This is a genomic window from Sphingopyxis sp. (assembly GCF_035944815.1).
Lineage (GTDB): Bacteria > Pseudomonadota > Alphaproteobacteria > Sphingomonadales > Sphingomonadaceae > Sphingopyxis.
This window is the reverse complement of the sequence record NZ_DASZAU010000013.1, coordinates 481,595-500,654: the sequence shown is the minus strand read 5'-3', so window position 1 is coordinate 500,654 and position 19,060 is coordinate 481,595. Positions and strand designations below refer to the sequence as shown.

The window sequence follows — 19,060 nt, the reverse complement described above, 5'->3', positions numbered from 1 at the left end:
CCTTCGCATAGGGTCCCCCCGTCTCGACAGCACCCGCGGCAGGGGCATAGCCTCCAGATCGTCAAACGGGTTTCGCCAGTACCAAGGGGTGATGAGATGAGTGCACCATGGGATGGAGGACGGGTCGCGATAACGATCGACCGTTCGCAAACGACACCGATTACCATGCAGATCACGAACACGCTGCGCGCAGCGATCGTCGAAGGGCGGTTGCGGCCCGGCACGCGCCTGCCGTCCTGGCTCGACATGGCGGCGCAGCTCGGCGTGTCGCGCGGGACGGTGAAGGCCGCCTATGAAGCGCTCGCCGACGAATTCCTCGTCTATTCGGCCGGCGCCGCCGGCACCCGCGTCGCCGAACGCGCCGCGCCGCGCCCGACCGAAGTACGGCAGATCGATATCCCACGCCCGTTGCAGGACCTCGAACGCGGTTTCTCGCTGAAGCCACTGCCCTTCCAGATGGGCGTCCCCGCGCAGGATGCCTTTCCGCACAAGCTGTGGGCGCGGCTGCGTACGCGCGCGGTGCGCGCCAATGCGATGGCGCCCGTCGGCCCGTCCGACCCGCGCGGCGAGCCCGAGCTTCGCGCGCAGATCGCGGCGCAACTTGCGATCACGCGCGGCATCTGCTGCCACCCCGACCAGATCGTCCTGACCAGCGGCTACAAGAACGGCCTCAGCCTGACCCTGCTCGCGCTCGGCGCCCAAGGGCGTACGGCGTGGGTCGAAGACCCCGGCTATCCGGTCGCGCGCATGGCGCTCGCCATCGCCGGCCTCAAAGCCGTCCCGATTCCCGTCGACACCAAGGGCATCCGCGTCGACCACGGCGTTCGCGCCGCCCCCGACGCCGCGCTGGCGATCGTCACGCCGGGGCAGCAGGCGCCGACCGGCGTCACCCTCTCGCCCGAACGGCGGCGTGCGCTGCTCGCCTGGGCACAGCGCGAGGAAGCCTGGATCGTCGAGGATGACTATCTCAGCGAGCTCCAGCTCGGCGGCCGCGCCGCCCCCGCGCTGGCGGCCGAAGACCCCGCCGGCCGGGTCATCCATATCGGCACCTTCGGCAAGACGATCAGCCCTTCGCTCGGCCTTGGCTTCGTCGTCGCGCCGCTTGCGCTCGCCGCGCGCTTTGGCGAGGTTGCGGGTTACCTCAACCCCGCGCCCAATGTGACCACCCAGCTCGCGCTCACCGATTTCCTCGCCGACGGGCATTTCCTGCGTCACCTGCGCCATATGAAGGCGCTGTACCGCCAGCGGCGCGACGATTTGCACGCGCGGCTCGATCCGTCGATCGCGGTCGACGCTTTTGCGGGGCTCGCGGTCGTCGCGCACCTGCCGCGTGATTTCGACGATGTCGCGCTGGCGAAGCATGCGCCCGAACTCGGCGTCGCGCCCTGCCCGCTGTCGGTCTGGTACGCCAATCCGGCCGAAGCGCGGCCCGGGTTGCTGCTGTGCGTCACCAATTTGCGGCCGCAAATCCTCGACAAGGCGTGCGACGCACTAGCGACGCTGATCGACGATCCGGCCGCCGTGCCTGTGCCGGCGCGCGCGGCCTGAAAGGAACGAAAGATGAAATTGCTGCACGTCGATACGAGTCCCAAGGGCGCGATGTCGAGTTCGCGCGCGCTGTCGCATTTCTTCGTCGATCAATTGCGCCTCCGCCTTCCGGCACTGGCGGTCGATTATCTCGATCTCGCAGCCGAAACGCTGCCGCCGATGACCGAAGTCTTCACCTCCGCGACCTACACACCCGAGGACGAACGGACGCCCGAAATGCGCGCAGTGCTCGCGACGTCCGACGCCCTGTGCCGGCGCCTGCTCGCGGCCGACGCGCTGCTGTTCGCGATGCCGATGCACAATTGGACGATGCCTGCCGCCTTCAAGGCCTTCGTCGATGCGATCGTGCGCGGCGGGCTGACCTATGTCGCGACCGACGACGGGCGCTATATCGGGACGCTCGGTGACAAGAAGGTGCTGTTCGTGACGACACGCGGCGTCGATCTTCGCCCCGGAACCCCATTTGCCGCAATGGATGCGCTGACGCCCGCGCTGCGCGCCGCCTTCGGCTTCATCGGCGTTGCCGACCCGCAATTCGTCGATGCCCAGCCGCTGCAATTCGCCCGCGCCCTCGAACGCGACATGGCGCTGGAACGCGCCCGGCGCGAACTGACCGGCATCGCCGACGACTGGGCCGGCCACGATCGCCCGCAACACACGCCCCTGCCCCGCGCCAACGGTACAGGCATATCCGCAGCCCTTGGGTCTGTCGCCGGAGGGTGCGCCGCCTAAACTGTCCGGGTCTCTTTCCTGCAAGGTGAACGACCATGGACGCCGAAGTCATCAACAATGTCGAAAAGCGCTGTTTCGAACTCGACCTGCCCGACGGTTCGACGGCCGCGGCCTTCTACCGCGTCGACGAGGAAGGGCGGCTGGTGCTGATCCACACCGAAGTGCCCTCCGAATTCTGGGGCATGGGGATCGCGTCGCAGCTGGCCGAAGGCGCCGTCCACCTGATGCGTCAGGCGGGCAAGAAAGCCGTGCTGCGCTGTCAGTTCATGGTCAATTTCTTCGGCCGGCATCCCGAATTTGCCGACGTCGTCGCCGGCTGAGCGAGGCCCGCCATGATCGACGAATATCGTCTGGACCGCTTCGTCGCCGCACAGGCCGATACCTATGACGATGCGCTCGACATCCTGCGGCGCGGCGCGATGTGCACGCCCTATATGGACTTCATCTTTCCGCGCCTCGCGCCGGCGGATGATGCGGCCGGAGCCTTTGCGCTCCCTTCGCTCGACGCGGCGGCCGCCTATCTCGCCTTTCCGCTGCTCGGCAACCGCTATCGCGAGTGCGTCGAGACGCTGTTCAAACTGGTCCGCACAAGCGCACACGACGTGTTCGGCGATACCGACGCAGCCCGGCTCCATGCCTCGCTGACCCTCTTTGCCGAGGCGACGAACGAAGTGCTGCTCCGATCGGTGCTGATGACCTGGTTCGACAATCGAGTCGACGAAGAAACGATCGTCCGCCTCCGCGCGGAATAGGTTCGTCAGGCCAGCGCGATCCAGTCGCGAAGCCAGTCCTCGAAGCGCGTCGGCGCAAGCCGCGGCTGGGAGCCACCGATGAGCGGCTCGCCTTCGAAACGCGCGCCGAAGTAAAGCGCGTCGGGGTCGACCGAGATCGCGCGCGGATCCTCATTCGCCGTCAACATGGCCAACCCGAGCTCGGCAAGCGCGAAGCGGTCGGGCCCGGCAATCTCGATCACGCCGTTCGCGGGCGGTTCGGTCGCGATGCGCGCCAGCGCCCGGACGACGTCGTCCGCCGCGATCGGCTGCATCGTCACGGGCGGCAACCGCATCCGGTCGCCTTCGCCGCCGGCATCGACGATCTTGTACACAAATTCGAAAAAGGGCGTCGATCGCACGATCGTGAAGGGCACACCACCTTCGGCAATCCGCGCTTCCTGGCCAAGCTTGGCCCGGAAATATCCGCCTGCGAGCAGGTCGGCGCCGACCGCCGACAGGGCGACCACATGCCGCACCGCAGCCGCGCGCGCCGCCGCCGCGATATTGGCGCTCGATGCGGCGAAGAAGCGCTGCATGTCGGCGGCATCGCCATAGCCCGAGTTGGACGCATCGACGACGACCTCGGCGCCGTCGACCGCTTCGGCAAGCCCGCGCCCGCTGACCGTATCGACGCCCTTCGCGCGCGCCGCGACGACGACGTCATGGCCCTGTTCGCGCATCGACCGCGCGAGCCGGCGCCCGATAAGCCCGGTTCCTCCGATGATCGTGATCTTCATGGCGCTCCACTCCGCGATGCGATTGCTCCACGGATGTTAGGCGCGGACAAACCGCAGGGGCAGGACCGAGAGGCGACAATCGCCCTGCACTAAGCGGGCGGCGGCTCCTCCGCATGCGGCTCCGCCCAGCCGGCTTCGGTCGCCTCGAAGCGCGACCCGGTCTCGAGCGTCCGATGGACCGGGCAGCGATCGGCGACCGCGATCAGTTCGGCGTGCTGGGCATCGTCGAGCGCCCCTTCGATATCGACGCGGCGGCTGAAGATGTCGGGCCTTTCGGTCCCCGCTTCCTTGCGATGCGTGACGCCGGTGCGGATCCGGTCGACCGGCCACCCCTTGCGATCGGCATAGAGCCGCAGCGTCATCGTCGTGCACGCGGCCAGTGCCGCCGACAGCAGGTTGAACGGCGTCGGACCCGATCCGAGCCCGCCCGCGCTTTCGGGCTCGTCGGCGATGAACGCCGCCTTGCCTGCGCGCATCGCGAGCTGGAATTTCCCGAGCCGCGTTTCTTCGGCTTCGGCATCGAAATGGCTCGCCGCGGTCGGCGGCATCGCCGGCAGATAGCGGCCAGCCCATGCCGCGATCATGTCGGCGGCGAAATCGGCGTCGCGCGCATTGGTCAGCAGATGATCGGCCCCATCGAGCGAGACGAAGCTCTTGGGATGTTTGGCCGCGAGATACATGCTGGTGACATTTTCGATGCCGACGACCTGATCGATCGGCGAATGAAGCAGCAGCAATGGCCGCTTGAGTGCGACAAGGCGTGCACCCTGATCCTGCTCGCGCAGATTCTGGACGAATTCGCGGCGCACGGTGAAAGGTCGGCTGCCGATCGCGACGACCCCGCTGCCCTCGCGTTCGATCATCCGCAGCCCGTCGGGGTCGAACTGGTGCAGCGCATGTTCGACGTCGAACGGCGCGGCGATCGTCGCGACGGCGTGGACGCCCGACAGCGACCCTGCTGCCGCCACGACCGCCGCGCCGCCCAGGCTATGTCCGACCAGCAGCATGGGCGGCATGCCCGCGCCGGTCATCGCGCCCGCAGCGGCGACAAGGTCGTCGACATTATGGCTGAAGCCCGCGGCGCCGAAATCGCCCTCGCTCTTGCCGAGCCCGGTGAAATCGAACCGCAGCACACCGATCCCCGCACCGGCAAGCCGCCGCGAAATCCGGACCGCGGCGATATTGTCCTTCCCGCAGGTAAAGCAATGCGCGAACAGCGCCCAGGCGCGCGTCGATCCGACGGGAAGTTCGAGCCGGCCAGACAGGCGGTTGCCGGCGGCATTCAGAAAATCGAACGGACGCGTGGGCATCGATATCTCCGGTCGCTGCTATGCTGATCGAAACCGACTAGCATAAAAAGCGGTGAGGCGAGAGAAAGCGGCGCGGGTCAGGCCAGCCCCTCGGCCACGAGCGTCGCCTGCACCGCGGCGCGCGCGTTCAGCCGCGCGTGGATCGCCGCGATCGCCGTCGGGATCTCGACCCCGAACCGTTCGGCCCAGCGCGTGTTCACGAACAGATAATAGTCCGCGACGCTCGGTTCGTCGCCGAACAGATAATCGCCCCGCGCCGTATCGCCGAGATAGCGCATCCGCGCGGTGATATAAGCGCTCGCCGCCGCTTTCTGCGCGTCGGTGCCATTGTGCCAATAGGGTTTGAAGCTCTTGTGGAGCTCGGTCGAAATATAGGCGAGCGCTTCGACCAGCCGGGTGCGGCCGAGCGGCCCGTCGACCGCGAACCGCGGATAGACGCCCGCCAGATAGTCGAGCACCGCGATATTTTCGGTGACCAGCTCGCCCGTATCGATACGAAGCGCAGGCACATAGCCCTTGGGCGTGACCGCGTTGAAATCGGCGCCGCTCGCGGTGATCTTCGTCCGGATGTCGACGGACTCGCTCTCGAACGGCGCGCCGGCTTCGTGGAGCACGATATGAGCGGCAAGGCTGCAGGCCCAGGGACAATAATAGAGTTTCATCGCTTATCTCCTCAGGAGGGCGCCGGACGGCGGGGTCATGCTGTCCGGCGCCCGGGTCGTCAGGCCGCGGCGACCTGTTCGACCGGATGAACGGCGCGAAGGCTGATCTGGACGATGTTCCAGAAATTGATCGCAGCGATGGCGGCGGTCAGATAGCCGATTTCCTTGTCGTCGAAATGCGCCTTCAGCCGTTCATAATCGGCATCCGGGGCATGCGTCTTGCCGATGCGGGTCAGCGTCTCGGTCCAGTTCAGCGCCGCGCGTTCGCGGTCGGTGAAGGACGGCGATTCGCGCCAGGCGTCGAGCAGGTGGATGCGCATGTCGCTTTCGCCATGCTTGAGCGCATCCCTCACGTGCATATGGATGCAAAAGGCACAGCCGTTGATTTGCGATGCGCGCAGCTTCACCAGTTCGACCAGACTGTGCTCGAGGCCCGAATTTTCGAAAGACGCCTCGACGGCGAGCATCGCCTTCATCGTGTCGGGCGCGGCCTGGAAGATGTTCATGCGGGGGGTCATTATGCGTCTCCTTATTGACGATTACTGGGTCGCGGCATCGCCCGACCGCGTCTGGCGGGCGTCTGCAACCGCCCACAGGCTGAGCAATGCAGTCAGGATCGCCGGCAGCGTGACCGCCGGAAAATCGCGGGCAAGCGCGTCGGGTCCGCAGATGCCGACGGCCACTTCCCAGAAATGGAACAGCGCATGGCCCCAGAGCCAAAGCGTGGACGCTGTCCACAGCAGCACGCGATATTGCGGGCGGAACGCCCCGACGAGCAGGGCGGTCCCGACGAAGAGGAAGATGAGGCCGATATCGCGGATGAAATGCTGGTTGAACGGGCCGGTCGTCGTGACGCCCGGGACTGCGAAATACCAGTCGGCAGGCGACCAGAGCATGAACAGCCCGTTCGCTTCGGCACCGATGCCGAGGATGATGGCTGTCCAGAGGCAAATATTCTTGAGCATGATGATCTCCCTCAGATCGCGGATATGGATTATCTCTTCGGCGGCGGCGGGACGTTTTCCAGCCACCAGTCGAAGCGCGTCGACCCGAGCTTGGCATCGGAGCCCGGAATCAGCGAGTCATCCTCCAGCCGCAGGCCGAAATAGCGCGCCTCGGGGTCGGTCACGATCGGGCGCGTGTCGCCGTCGAAAGCCATCACCTTGCCGATGATTTCGTCGAGGTGGAATTTCTCCGGCCCGCCGATTTCGACGATGCGATTCGCCGGGGCGTCGAGCGCGACGGCCGTCACCGCTTCGGCGACATCCTCGGCGGCCATCGGCTGGATATAGGCGTGCGACAGATGGACTGCGTCGCCGACGACCGCCGACTGGCCGATGCCGCGAAGAAATTCCATGAACTGCGTCGCGTGGATGATCGTATAGGGAATGCCGCTTTCGCGGATCAGCTTTTCCTGCGCCTGCTTGGCGAGGAAATAGGGGCTGACGCCCATTTTTTCGGTTCCGACGACCGACAGCGCGATATGGTGACGCACGCCTGCGGCCTTTTCTGCGGCGGCGATATTGCGCCCGGCCGTCTCGAAAAAGTCGATCGCCGCCTCGTCGAAGGTCGGCGAATTGGCGAGATCGACGACGAAGTCGGCGCCGACCAGCGCCTCGGCCAGCCCTTCGCCGGTCAACGTGTTGACCCCGGTGTTGGGCGCGGCGGCGACCGCCTGATGCCCGCGCTCGTCCAGCTTGCTGACAACTTTGGAGCCGATGAGCCCCGTTCCGCCGATCACGACGATCTTCATGGCCTTGCCTTTCCCTTGCTGCGGGCGCCGATCGCGTCCGGTCGCTGGAAAGCTAGCCATGACGCACCAGGCGGTGGAGGCCCGAGAGATGCGAATGCCAATGTACCATCGGCGCGCAACGGGCGGCTTGGTACAATGCCCCCGTCATCTCTCGCATCTTACCCGGGGTGCGCGCGTGATCCAAAAGACGGGCGGAGACGGATTGCGTAACCCCCTCCCCAGCGCAATCCGTCTCACGACTGCGCCCCCTCGGGCGGCGGAATTGCGAAGCCGTGTTAATCGGACTCGACAGGGATGATGAACATAGGGGTTTTTCCGGTTTCTCCCTATGGCCGACGAATTGGCAGGCGAGCATCCTACCTGTCCGGCTTCCCCTCTTTCCCGCAGATGGTCGGCCACGGCGACGCCTGCGATAGCCGGGGCTCGCTGCTTCGATAGGGCTTGGAAAGGGGCCGTTGCAACCTGTATATACGGGGGATGACGTTTCGTTCGCTTGCACCGCCCGGGAAACGGAAATCCGCAAAACAGGAGGGAATGGAAGCACCGGCGCGCGATATCCGCTCCGCGCCACGTTACGCGGCAATAAAGCAGAGCATCACGGATGCCGCGCGCGAGGGTCGGTTGAAACCCGGCGACCGAGTGCCTTCCGAATCCGAGCTGGTCGATCGGTTCGGCGTCTCACGCATGACCGCGAACCGCGCACTGCGCGAACTCCAGGCGTCGGGCATCATCGTCCGCCGCGCGGGGGTCGGATCGTTCATCGCCGAACCCCAGCCGATCGGGCAGATGATCGAAATCCGCAATATCGCCGAAGAAATACGCGAACGCGGTCACGACTATCGTGCGCGTGTCGTCCAGAACAGCGAGGAACGCGCAACCGCCGAAACCGCGCCCTTGCTCGGCGTTCCGGTCGGTACGCGGCTATTCCATTCGGTGATCATCCACCATGAGGCCGAATTCCCGATTCAGCTCGAGGAACGCTTCGTCCTTGCGTCGGTCGCGCCCGACTATGGCCGGATCGATTTCACGCAGATGACGCCGAACGAATATCTGACACGCATCGCGCCGCTCGAACGCGTCGAGCACCGGGTGAGCGCGATGATGCCCGACGCGCGGACGCATGCGATGCTGGGGTTGGTCGAGGGCGAGCCTGTGCTGCGCATGATGCGCCGTACCTGGAGCGGCGGGCGTCTCGTCAGCCACGCATGGCTGACGCACCCCGGAACGCGGTTCGAGCTGTCGGCCGCCTTCTCGATCGACGACTGACGCCTCAGGAGGTGATGCGCGTCGCGACAGGCTTGCGGCGCCGGCGCAACCACCGGAAATCGGCGCGACTGAAGCTTTTGAAGAGCAGATAGAATCCGGTCCCCGACAGCCAGAGCGTACCGAACGCCACCGTGATGATCAGCGGATGATTGAAGCTCTTCCGGTTCACATAGTCCATATTGTGGAGCATCCAGAAGAAGTCCCAGGTGCGCCATGTGTCGCCGCGCATGACAAGGAACCGGGCGGTATCGAGCGAGACATAAGCGCTGCTGTTTTCGGTGTCGGCAAAATCGACACGCCACATCGCGCCGTCGAAGTCGCGCGCTTCGAGATTGGCCTTCGCAAGCACACTGACCGCCCGCACCGGCGCGTCATTCATCATCGATGCGACGTCGCGCGCGAGTTGCTGGTCGACGCGGATATGCTCGCCGGTCGTGGCATCGATCAGCCGCGCGCCCTTTGCGGTGTGCACTTCATAGACCGCGCGCGCGCCGAGATCGCGGAGGATCAGCCCCTCGATCGGCTCGCCGCGCGGCAACGACGCGATGTCGAAATATTCGCCGGGCGGCAGCGGATGCGAATGCCCCATTCCGCCGCCATGTCCCCCGACCTTGTCCTTGTCGAGCAGCGCCATGACCGAGCCGCTCAACGCCCAGAGCAGGAACTGGAGGCCGAGGATCAGGCCGACCCATTTGTGGATACGCCGGAAAAAGAGCGGCGTCAGCCGGAAGCGTTTCATGCCTTTTTCCTCTTGCGGCGCGGGAAGGACCAGATCAGCAACCACGCGCCGGTCGCGGCCATTGCAAAGGCGCTCCATGTCGCCACACGAAGCAGCGGGTTATTGACGTCGGTCCGCTCGTCATAATCCATGATGTGCAGCATCCACGCAAAGTCGAAGACCCGCCAGAGCGCGTGCCGCCGCGAGATCAGTTCCCCGGTTTGGGGCGACAGATAGAGCGTCGGCCGGTTCCAGCCTTCGAACTCGACTTGCCAATAGGGCGGTTTGCGCGCCTGCATTTCCTGCGGCGCCTCGGTCAACAGGCGAACCGATACGATCTTGCCGTCGCCGGTATAGATGCTTCGTGCCGCTTCGCGGATCTGCGCTGCGGTCAGGGGCGGGATGGGTTCGGCGGTCCGCGCGTCGAAGAGCCGCGCGCCCTCCGGCGTCTCGGCGCGCCAGACCGTCTCTCCCGAAAAGCGCTGGAGACGAATCTCGGACACCCCCGGCGCGGCCGCAACGACCTTCGACGGCGTGGCAAGGCCATCGAGGTCGAAGGGCTGGACCGCCGGGGAGCGCACCAGATCATCGCCGTGGATGATGTCGATATGCACCGCCACCATGTAGAAACCGGTCAGCGTCCAGAGCAGCGCCTGGATACCGACGACCAGTGCCAGCCACTTATGGGTCCGGCGGATGAAAAGCGGCCAACGGATCGCCATGTCCCGTCCCTCAGAACGCCGTCCGGAAACCGACGTAGAAGCGCCGGCCGAGCAGGTCGTAGGTCATCGTGTCGGTGTTCGCATCGGTGAAGCTCTGGATATAGGGCGCCTTCCGATCGAAGAGATTGTCGACCCCGACCTGGAAGCGCGTCTTCTCGTCGATTTCGTATGCGAGCTGCAGATTGTGGTAAAAGACATTCGGCGTGCGATAGCCGATCTCGCCCGGCGCCGCATTGAAATCGGTCGCCTTGCCGATCCATTGGGTCGACCAGGTTGCGCTGATGCCGTCCTTCTCGGCCGTGAGCACGCCATAGCCGCGCCATTTCGAATAGCCCCCGTTGCCGCCGCCGATGAAGCCGTCGAAATCGATCGGCGCGCCGCCGGGGAAGGGCAGGACGACATATTTGTTGAGGTAGGTCAGGTTGACGTCGAGCGAGATATTCACGCTGCCGATGCCGCCCGCGTAGACAAGGCCGAGGTCGAGCCCGTTCATCTCTTCGCGCCCGGTGTTGATCGGTTGTGCCGACAGGAAGGTCACTTCGCCGGTCAGCGGGCTGCGGGTGAAATCGTCGCAGAAAGGATGCGACAGATTTTGGCTCGCGTAACAGATCGACAGCTTGGTCGACCCCGGGATGGCGCGGATCGCGTCCTTGATCCTGATGTCGAACCAGTCGGCGGTGAGCGACAGGCCCGGGATCAGTCCCTTCGGAGAGATCACCGTGCCGACCGTCCAGGTCGTCGAGCTTTCGGGCTTCAGATTTTCGTTGCCGCCAACCGTCGTCAAAATGGTCGTGCCAAGCTGGACATAATTGGCGGGAACGCCCGACGCCTGGCAGTTGGCGATCAGCGTCGCATTGCCGCTTGTCGCATAGCGCGAACAGGGGTCGGTGGTGGTGAGATTGCCTTCCGAAACCCCGCCGAAGAGTTCGGGGACATTCGGGATGCGAAAGCCGGTGCCATAGGTGCCGCGGAGGCGGAAGCTGTCATTGATGACCCAGTCGAGGCTGGCCTTATAGTTCCAGTCGCTGCCGAACAGGTCGTAATCCGAATAGCGCACCGCGCCGCCGGCAGTCAGCGATTGGAAGAAGGGCGTGTCGGCAAGGATCGGCACCGACAGTTCGAGATAGGCTTCCTTCGCGGTGCTCGAACCCGAGATCGGGTCCTGCTGGTTGGTGTTCGCGATGCCGAGCACGGTCAGCGGATCGGGGTCGCGCCAGCCCTTTTCCTTGCGATAGACAAGGCCAGCCGCGAACGAAACCGGCCCCGCGGGCAGCTTGAACAAGTCGCCGTTGAGGTCGGCGGTGAAGGTCGCCAGTTCGTTGCCGCCGCGGTCGCGCGAGGTGAAGAGGATATAATCGAGCACCTCCGGCGTCAGGTCACCGAAGCCGAGATAGTCGCCGCACGGGATCGCCGCGCCGGCTGCCAGGCTGCATTTGGTCGTGTCGATCGTGTTGCGGACACGTTCGAGATTGGCGATATTGGTCGAACCGTCGACCCCGGTATTGCGGCCGAAGGCGCCCGCGACTTCCCACGCCCAATCGTTCGAAAACTTGCCGCGCAGACCAAAGGTGCCCTGCCATGTTTCGGTTTCCTGGAAGAATTGCCGCGGGCCCGGCTCGGCGAGGCGGCGCTGGACGAGCACGATATCCTGGCCCGTCGGATTGGTCGGATTGCCTGCCGATATGGCGAGATTGCGGAGCGTGCCCGGGGTGGCGATCTGCTTCGACTTGCGGAAGGTATAGAGGAACTCCCCGAACGCCTCGATAGTGTCGGTGAGGTCATAATCGGCGAAGAAGGCCGTGCTGACGCGCTCGACCGGGCTGACGGCGTTGAGGAAGGGGTTCGAGTTGAAATTATGCTTCGCCGCGCTGTAGGGCTCGAAGAAATCGCCGTCGCCGCCAAGGGTCTGATTGAAGTTGATCTGCTGGCCGTTCGGCAACACCGCGCGGCCGCCGATCGTCGAGGCGCTATTGACGCAGCCCAATGCACCCGGGGTCGTTTCGGCCAGCGAACAAGGGGCGCGGCTCGCCATGTTGACCGCCTTGGTCTTCTGATAGGTTACCGCCGCCATGAAGCCGCCGCGATCGTTACGGACGCCCCAGATCAGGTCGGCGGTGAAATCCGAACCGTCGCCCTTTTCGGTGATACCCTGCCGCACGCTGAGGCCCAGGCCTTCATAGTCGGTGCGCGTCACAAGATTGACCACCCCCGCCATCGCGTCGGCACCATAGATCGCCGAGGCGCCGTCCTTGAGCACGTCGGTGCGCGCCAGCGCCACGACGGGGATCATGTTGAGGTCGGGCGACGAGTTGGCGCCGGTGCCGCCCGCAACGAGGCGGCGGCCGTTGAGGAGCACGAGCGTGCGCTTGATGCCGAGGCCGCGAAGATTGACCTGTGCCGTGCCATAGCCGTTGTTCGCCCAATAGGCGGAGGTCTGGTTGCCCGCGAAGCCCGCATTGGCAGGCAGCCGCTGTAACACGGTCTCGATGTTGACGAGGCCGGTGTTTTCGATCTGCTCGGCCGAGACAACCGTCGCGGGACCGACGCCGGCCAGATCCTGACGACGGATGCGCGATCCCGTCACCACGATGTCGTTGGCGCTGTCGACGCTAGCAGCACCCGCATCGGGCCCGCTGCCCTCCTGCGCCAGGGCGGGCGTCGACAGGCAAACGACAGCTGCGGCACCGGTAAGCAACATTGTTCTGATCATCATGGCGAAACCCCCTTTTTTGGCCGCTGCGTGGCCGCAAGCTGCCGTGATTGTATATACAGGCACGCTGGATATACGCGCGGCGAGACCTCACCCCTCACTTCGCATGCACTTTCTTGCGCACACGTCCCGGCGGGCTATCCCGAGCCGCCTCCGGCGACCGGTGCGTGTAATAAAATTACGCGCCCGACCGGTGGGTCGGGCGCGTAATCATCGAATATGTGCAAAGCCGACGACCATGCTTCGGTCGGCTTTCGGCGGCGTCCGTCTCGCAAGACCTAGAACCAGGCTTTCACCCCGACAACCAGGCTGACGCTGTCGGCGTCTTCACCGTGCATGCGCGCGAAACGCGCTGTATCGCCTGCCTTGCGCGCCCATTCGACGCCTACATAGGGGGCGAATTCCCGGACGATTTCGTAGCGGAGCCGGAGACCGAGCTCGACGTCGGACAAACCCGACCCGATGCCGCTTTCGGGAACATCCTGCAGCGCGAAGTTCACCTCGGCCATCGGCTGCAGGATCAGTTTCTGGGTGATGCGCTGATCGTAGCTTCCCTCGAGCCGGGCGAGCAGATCGCCCTTGTTCGACAGGAACAGCGCGCCCTCGACCTCGAACCAGTAAGGCGCGAGCCCCTCGAAGCCGATTGTCGCATAGGTGCGATCGGGGCCTGCCCCAAAGTCCTGCCGAATACCCGCCTGCGCGTTGAAATAGGGCCCGATCGCGCGGCTGTAGAGCGCCTGCACCTCACCGCTTTCGAGGCCTTCGCCGAAAACGGTTTCGCCCTCGCTCTTCAGCGTCAGCCGGTTGATGTCGCCGCCGTACCAGGCCTCGCCTTCCCAGCGGAAGCCGTCGCGTCCCTTGCGCGCCTGATATTCGGCAAGATTGAGGCTGACAAAGCCGACCTGCTGCGCGCCATTTTCGAGCATCATAGCATGGCGCGAATGCTCCATCTCGCCCTTCGGGAAGATGCGGTCGGCGTACCAGTCGTCGGGCGGCGGCGGCGCGGGCGCATCGCCGGGTGGCAGGTCCGTGCCGCTGGCGCCCGCCGTCCCGGGCATGGCCGCCGCGTCGTGCGCAGGCGCCTGTTTCGGGGTGCAATGCCCCATGCTTGCATGCTCGGGCGGACAGTCGGGATCGGACGCCGGCACGCCATGATCCATCGCCTTCATTTCGTGATCGGCCTTGGCGTCGGGCGCTTCGCTTTCGGGTGGCGGAGTGCCGAGGGTGCAATGGCCCATCGCCGCGTGTTCGGCCGTGCAGGCCGGCGCGTCGGAAGCGGGTTTCGACGCGGGTGGCGCAGCGTGCGCCGAATGATCCATCGACTGCGCCGCCGCCGGGACGACAAAAGCGAACGGCGCGACGCCGGCGAGGAAGAGCGCGATCCGGGTCATTCGCCGTCTCCCTTCGGGCGGACGCTGACCACGCGCATCATCCCCGCGTGCATGTGATAGAGAAGATGGCAGTGGAACGCCCAGTCGCCGAGCGCGTCGGCGGTGAAGTCGAAGCTCGCGGTCCCGCCCGGCTGGACGAGCACCGTGTGCTTGCGCGGCGAACGATCGCCCTTCCCCGTGACCAGTTCGAAGAAATGGCCGTGCAGGTGGATGGGGTGGCTCATCATCGAATCGTTGATCAGGTTGATCCGCACGCGCTCGCCCTCGACAAAGGGCATCGGTTCGTGATGGTCGGACATCTTCACCCCGTCGAACGACCACATGAACCGCTCCATGTTGCCGGTCAGATGGATGTCGAGCGAGCGCGACGCCGCACGCACGTCGGGATTGCGTTCGAGCGCGACCAGGTCGTGATAGGTGAGCACCTTGTGCTGCGCATCCTCGAGCCCCTGCCCCGGCTCACCCATGCGATCGACCGGCATCGGCGAGATCGACTGGACGCTCGGGTCGCGCTTGACCTGCGGCGCGACACTGAAATCGCGCATACTGTGGTCCATGCCCCCCGAACCATGGCCCATTGCAGCATGGTCGACGGCGCCGCCGTCGGCGGGCGGCGGCGTGCAATGACCCATCGCGGCATGCTCGGCCGTGCACGACGCATCGCCAGCGCTGGCCATCGCGCCCATGCCCATGTCCTTCATGGTCGCGAGCGGCCGTTCGCGTAGCGGCGGCACCTCGGCGACCATGCCGGCGCGCGGCGCCAGCGTCGCGCGTCCCATGCCCGACCGATCATTGGCTTCGGCGACGAGGGTATAGGCGCGATCCTCGGCCGGGGTGACGATCACATCATAGGTTTCGGCGACCGCGATCTGGAATTCGTCGATCTCGACCGGTACGATGTTGAGGCCGTCGGCCTGCACCACCGTCATGCGAAGCCCAGGGATGCGGACGTTGAAGATCGACATTGCCGAGGCGTTGATGATGCGCAGCCGCACACGCTCGCCGGGCCGGAAGAGGCCGGTCCAATTGTCGCGCGGGCCATGGCCGTTCACGAGGAAGCTGTAGGTCGACCCGCTGACGTCGGCGATGTCGGCCGGGTCCATCCGCATGGCGCCCCACTCGATACGATCCTTGAGCGGCTGGTCCTTGCCCGCGAGCAGCCCGCCGAGCGTCTGGCGCTGCATGTTGAAATGGCCGGGATTGACCTTGAGCTTGCGGAAGATTTCCTCCGGCGACAGCCGGCTGTGGTCCGACAGCACGATGACATGCTCGCGGTCGTATCCGATCGGGTCGGCTCCCGCGGGATCGATGACGATCGGGCCATAATGACCGAGTTGCTCCTGCAACCCCGAATGGCTGTGGTACCAGTAAGTCCCCGACTGAACGACGGGAAACTCATAGACGAAGGTCGACTTCGGCTTGATGCCGGGAAAGCTGACTCCGGGGACACCATCCATATGAAAGGGCAGGATCAGCCCGTGCCAGTGGATCGAACTGTCCTCGTCGAGCTCATTGATGACGGTCAGGCGGGCGGCCTGCCCTTCCTTCAGCCGGACGAGCGGCGCCGGTACGGTGCCGTTGATCCCGATCGCGCGGCTGACCTTGCCGTCGATCCGCATCGTCTGGCGCGCGATACGCAGGCTGATATCATTTCCCGAAACGGTGGGAAGGGTCGAGGCAATGCCGGGCGACACCGTCTGCGCCCAGGCCGGAAACCACGGCGCCAGTGCGGCGGCCGCTCCGCCGCCCAATGCTCCGCTCACGAAACGACGCCTGTCTATCTGCATGATCTTCCTGATTGTTACCGTCTGTCTGCAAACTCTTACGCAGCCGCCTTGTCGGCCCCTTGCCGCAACCGGCCATTTTCGGGAAGTCGGCGCCTATCCCCCGTCACCGCCAAGCAGCGCGCGGAGCTTGGCGCGTGCGCGGTAAAGCCGCGTCTCCACCGTTTTCTCGCTGACCTTCAGCATCTCGGCCGCCTCGGACTGGCTGATATCCTCGACCCCGCGCAGCACCAGCACTTCGCGCAGATTGTGCGGCAACGCCGCCATCGCGGCGCGGACACGAGCAAGCTCGGCGCGGTCTCCGGCTTCGATATCGGGTGCCGGCTCTTCGCCCGGGATCTCGTACGCGCTTTCGATCGGAAGCGCGCGCGCAAAGAAGGAGCGCACCGCGCGCCGCCGCGCCCAGTCGCGGCATTTGTTGATCGCGATGCGCGAAATCCATGTACGGAACGGCCGCTCGCCGTCGTAGCGCGCAAGCGCAGCGAAACCAGCCACGAACGTCTCCTGCGTCAGGTCCATCGCCTCGTCGGAGTCGCCGACATGGCTCCGGATCAACCTGAAAACCGGCGCTTTGTAGCGCGCCAGAAACTCACGATAGACGTCCTGCCGCCCGGACCGGGCCAGCGCGGCGAGTTCCCCGTCGCTACATCGCGAAAGGTCGAGGCTCACCGCGCATCGGCGGTCAGCGCTTCGACCACGACCTTGTCGAACATCCTAGCCTGATCACGATCGAGCACGCCGCGCATCGCGAACAGATGCTGGAGGGTTTCCTTCTGAAGGTCGCCCATGACTTCATGCGTCTCGTCGATCGCCTTGGTGACTTGCGGCCCATAGCCATGCTCGGCGGCGATCGCCTGCGCGAGCCGGATATTCGCCGCACGCATTTCGAGTTCGAGCGCCTCGCGTCGTGCGGCGAAGCGCGCCTCGATCGGGCTGAGTTTTTGCTGCTGGGCGGGAGACAGCTTCAGCTCGCGGTGCAACATCGCATGGAGTTCGGTCTCGTTCGCGCGCGGTGCATCGACCAGCGCACGGCCCACGAACACGCCCGCGAGCGCCGCGAGAAACGCGATCAAGCCGACGATGAGCAAGCGGCGCGACAGCGTCATCAACGCGGGTCCAGCGGGCTGGCAGGGACCAGCGGCGTGAGCGGGCTCGCCGCGATTGCCGCGGGCGCAAAGGCGCTGCCGGCGATCACCCCACCTCCAAGCGAAATGAACGCGGCCAGTGCGATCGTCCGTTTGAGCGCCGCGGCTTCGCGCTGCCGCGCCGCCAGCGCATCGAGGACGCGGTCGTCCAATGCCTCGAGCGCCGCCGGAATCGCGGCCGCGTCCAATATTCGAAGTTCGTCGTCCATCGGCTTTCCGCCAGTCCTTTCAGAAGCAGTATACGCGCCGCGCTCTACCAACCCTCGGCGATCATTCGATTTTGGGCCATGTTTTTCGCAAGGGCCACTGCCGTGTCGTGCGTAATAGCCAAGACAGGCATCCAATTGGAGTTTTTTATGAACAAGTGGCTCCCCCTCCACCTCGCGACCATGCTCGTCCTGGCATCGACGCCCGGTACCGCGCTCGCACATGCCAAACTCGTCGGCTCGACGCCCGCGGCGGGCGCAGCGGTGACCAAAGTAACGGCGATAAACCTGAAATTCAGCGAAAAGCTCATTGCCTCCACCGTGAAGGCCGAGTTGACCATGACCGCCATGCCCGGAATGAAGGATCATCCTCCGATGAAAATCCCTTTCACCTCGGCGATGGGCAAAGATGGCAAGTCGATGACGCTGCAACCGAAGCGCGCGCTCGTCCCCGGCACGTACAAGGTCAAATGGTCGGCAGCGGGCGCGGATACGCATCGCATGGGCAGCGAATTCAGCTTCACCGTCAAATAGGGTGATGACCGACCTCCCCATGATCGGCATCCGGTTGGCACTTTATGTCCTCCTCATGCTGCTCACGGGGCTGGCCGCATTTCCGCTCTACACCCTCCACCACGGCGAGCGCGCGAACCGCCTGTTCGCCACGATTTTCGCGCCCGCCCAACGCTGGCTTTGCGGGTCCGGATTGCTGGTTTCGACTGCCGGCATGGTCGTCCTAACCGCGAATATGCACGGCGTCGGGCTATTTTCCGTCGAACCGGCGATGCTCCGCACCATGCTGGTCGATACCGCCATGGGCGCTGCGTGGCTGGTTCGCACCATAGCACTGCTGGTCGCGGCGATCGCCGCCTGGAATCTCGCCAAGCGGCCGAGAACCGCCACCGCCATTCTCGCGGTCGCCGGGTCGGCCGCGCTTGCGACGCTGGCATGGTCCGGCCACGCCGGCGCGAGCGAAGGGGCGACGGGGACGATCCATCGCCTCGCCGATATCCTGCATTTGATCGCCGCCGCCATTTGGGTCGGGGCGATCGCCGCCTTCCTGTTCCTGCTACGGCCGGCACGCGACAGGCCACACTCCAAAAATATTGCACTCGCGGCCCGGAGCCTCGATCGGTTCGGGCGCGTCGGGACGATCTGCGTGCTCGTCATTACAGCGACGGGGCTCGTCAATGCCCAGATCATCGTCGGGCTTGAAAATGCCACCCGATCGATCGCGTCGACATACGGGCAATTGCTTCTCGGCAAACTCGCGCTCTTCGCGTCGATGCTGGCGCTTGCCGCAGCGAACCGCTGGCGACTGACCCCCGCCTTGAAAGCGGCATCGATCGACGGCGATCCCGGGGCCGCGGCGACTTCGATCCGCCGAAGCATCGGCGCCGAAGCGACGGCGGCCGGAGCGATTCTTATCTTGGTCGCCTGGTTCGGGACCCTCGAACCCTAGGCCGGATGTCTATGCGCACAGCGGATCCGGCGCCCAAAGCCGGTCCAGCGGCATCGACAGGGCATGCACCGAATCGTGTTGCGACCGATAGAGCAGCCCGCGCCTTCTTCCGGTTTTGCAACCCGCTTGCCCGGCACCTAC

At 65.2% G+C, this 19,060-nt stretch carries 21 protein-coding genes; 7 read left to right on the top strand and 14 right to left on the bottom strand.

Translation table 11 applies throughout. From position 1 onward, the window contains the following. The first annotated feature begins 165 nt into the window (after positions 1-165). From VGU00_RS19820 to VGU00_RS19805, 4 genes are read left to right on the top strand one after another with little or no spacing between them, the layout of a single operon-like run. Entirely contained in the window at positions 166-1,548 is a 1,383-nt protein-coding gene (locus VGU00_RS19820) for a PLP-dependent aminotransferase family protein (RefSeq protein WP_327471644.1), read from the top strand. Positions 1,549-1,560: 12 nt separating this feature from the next. Next, entirely contained in the window at positions 1,561-2,280 is a 720-nt protein-coding gene (locus VGU00_RS19815) for an FMN-dependent NADH-azoreductase (protein WP_327471642.1), read from the top strand. Positions 2,281-2,315: 35 nt separating this feature from the next. Continuing rightward, positions 2,316-2,600: a GNAT family N-acetyltransferase gene (locus VGU00_RS19810; RefSeq protein WP_327471640.1), complete on the top strand. Its 285-nt coding sequence runs from the start codon at positions 2,316-2,318 to the stop codon at positions 2,598-2,600. Positions 2,601-2,612: 12 nt separating this feature from the next. Beyond that, positions 2,613-3,032: a DUF1810 family protein gene (locus tag VGU00_RS19805; RefSeq protein WP_327471638.1), complete on the top strand. Its 420-nt coding sequence runs from the start codon at positions 2,613-2,615 to the stop codon at positions 3,030-3,032. A gap of 5 nt (positions 3,033-3,037) precedes the next feature. Here VGU00_RS19805 and VGU00_RS19800 read toward each other — a convergent pair whose 3' ends face one another. The 6 genes from VGU00_RS19800 to VGU00_RS19775 form a co-directional block, all read right to left on the bottom strand. Beyond that, the gene (locus VGU00_RS19800; RefSeq protein WP_327471636.1) at positions 3,038-3,790 is read right to left on the bottom strand and encodes an SDR family oxidoreductase; all 753 of its coding nucleotides are present in this window, start codon (positions 3,788-3,790) and stop codon (positions 3,038-3,040) included. A gap of 89 nt (positions 3,791-3,879) precedes the next feature. Then, entirely contained in the window at positions 3,880-5,100 is a 1,221-nt protein-coding gene (locus VGU00_RS19795) for a bifunctional alpha/beta hydrolase/OsmC family protein (protein WP_327471633.1), read from the bottom strand. 77 nt (positions 5,101-5,177) lie between these two features. Beyond that, a complete protein-coding gene (locus tag VGU00_RS19790; protein WP_327471631.1) occupies positions 5,178-5,762 on the bottom strand; it encodes a glutathione S-transferase N-terminal domain-containing protein in 585 nt (194 codons plus the stop codon). Between the two features lie 59 nt (positions 5,763-5,821). Next, entirely contained in the window at positions 5,822-6,280 is a 459-nt protein-coding gene (locus VGU00_RS19785; protein WP_327471629.1) for a carboxymuconolactone decarboxylase family protein, read from the bottom strand. A 21-nt stretch (positions 6,281-6,301) separates the two neighbouring features. Continuing rightward, a complete protein-coding gene (locus tag VGU00_RS19780) occupies positions 6,302-6,727 on the bottom strand; it encodes a hypothetical protein (RefSeq protein ID WP_327471627.1) in 426 nt (141 codons plus the stop codon). A gap of 29 nt (positions 6,728-6,756) precedes the next feature. Then, positions 6,757-7,515 carry an SDR family oxidoreductase gene (locus VGU00_RS19775; protein WP_327471625.1) on the bottom strand — a complete coding sequence of 253 codons (759 nt, stop codon included), beginning with the start codon at positions 7,513-7,515 and terminating at the stop codon, positions 6,757-6,759. Between the two features lie 477 nt (positions 7,516-7,992). On the opposite strand from VGU00_RS19775, the gene hutC reads away from it, so the two are divergent. Then, entirely contained in the window at positions 7,993-8,781 is a 789-nt protein-coding gene (hutC, locus tag VGU00_RS19770) for a histidine utilization repressor (protein ID WP_327471623.1), read from the top strand. Between the two features lie 4 nt (positions 8,782-8,785). Here the strand turns inward: hutC and VGU00_RS19765 are convergent, their stop codons facing one another. The 8 genes from VGU00_RS19765 to VGU00_RS19730 all read right to left on the bottom strand — a co-directional run bounded on the left by VGU00_RS19765 (position 8,786) and on the right by VGU00_RS19730 (position 17,460). Next, positions 8,786-9,520, bottom strand: a complete 735-nt coding sequence (locus VGU00_RS19765) for a PepSY domain-containing protein (RefSeq protein WP_327471621.1) — start codon at positions 9,518-9,520, stop codon at positions 8,786-8,788. Further along, positions 9,517-10,221: a PepSY domain-containing protein gene (locus VGU00_RS19760; protein WP_327471619.1), complete on the bottom strand. Its 705-nt coding sequence runs from the start codon at positions 10,219-10,221 to the stop codon at positions 9,517-9,519. Before VGU00_RS19760 ends, VGU00_RS19765 begins: the two co-directional genes overlap by 4 nt. A gap of 10 nt (positions 10,222-10,231) precedes the next feature. Next, positions 10,232-12,934 (bottom strand): TonB-dependent receptor domain-containing protein, encoded by a 2,703-nt coding sequence (locus VGU00_RS19755; RefSeq protein WP_327471617.1) that lies wholly within the window; start codon positions 12,932-12,934, stop codon positions 10,232-10,234. A gap of 275 nt (positions 12,935-13,209) precedes the next feature. Continuing rightward, entirely contained in the window at positions 13,210-14,322 is a 1,113-nt protein-coding gene (locus tag VGU00_RS19750; protein ID WP_327471615.1) for a copper resistance protein B, read from the bottom strand. Continuing rightward, complete coding sequence (locus VGU00_RS19745) at positions 14,319-16,109, bottom strand: copper resistance system multicopper oxidase (RefSeq protein WP_327471612.1); 1,791 nt, start codon at positions 16,107-16,109, stop codon at positions 14,319-14,321. Before VGU00_RS19745 ends, VGU00_RS19750 begins: the two co-directional genes overlap by 4 nt. Positions 16,110-16,202: 93 nt before the next feature. Beyond that, the gene (locus tag VGU00_RS19740) at positions 16,203-16,775 is read right to left on the bottom strand and encodes an RNA polymerase sigma factor (protein ID WP_327471610.1); all 573 of its coding nucleotides are present in this window, start codon (positions 16,773-16,775) and stop codon (positions 16,203-16,205) included. Beyond that, positions 16,772-17,212, bottom strand: a complete 441-nt coding sequence (locus VGU00_RS19735; protein ID WP_327471608.1) for a periplasmic heavy metal sensor — start codon at positions 17,210-17,212, stop codon at positions 16,772-16,774. Before VGU00_RS19735 ends, VGU00_RS19740 begins: the two co-directional genes overlap by 4 nt. Continuing rightward, complete coding sequence (locus VGU00_RS19730) at positions 17,212-17,460, bottom strand: hypothetical protein (RefSeq protein WP_327471606.1); 249 nt, start codon at positions 17,458-17,460, stop codon at positions 17,212-17,214. Before VGU00_RS19730 ends, VGU00_RS19735 begins: the two co-directional genes overlap by 1 nt. Positions 17,461-17,538: 78 nt before the next feature. Between VGU00_RS19730 and copC the strand changes: the two genes are divergently transcribed. Continuing rightward, complete coding sequence (gene copC / locus VGU00_RS19725) at positions 17,539-17,991, top strand: copper homeostasis periplasmic binding protein CopC (protein ID WP_327471604.1); 453 nt, start codon at positions 17,539-17,541, stop codon at positions 17,989-17,991. A gap of 4 nt (positions 17,992-17,995) precedes the next feature. Next, positions 17,996-18,919, top strand: coding sequence for a copper homeostasis membrane protein CopD (copD, locus tag VGU00_RS19720; protein WP_327471602.1), 924 nt, complete (start codon positions 17,996-17,998; stop codon positions 18,917-18,919). Positions 18,920-19,060 lie beyond the last annotated feature (141 nt).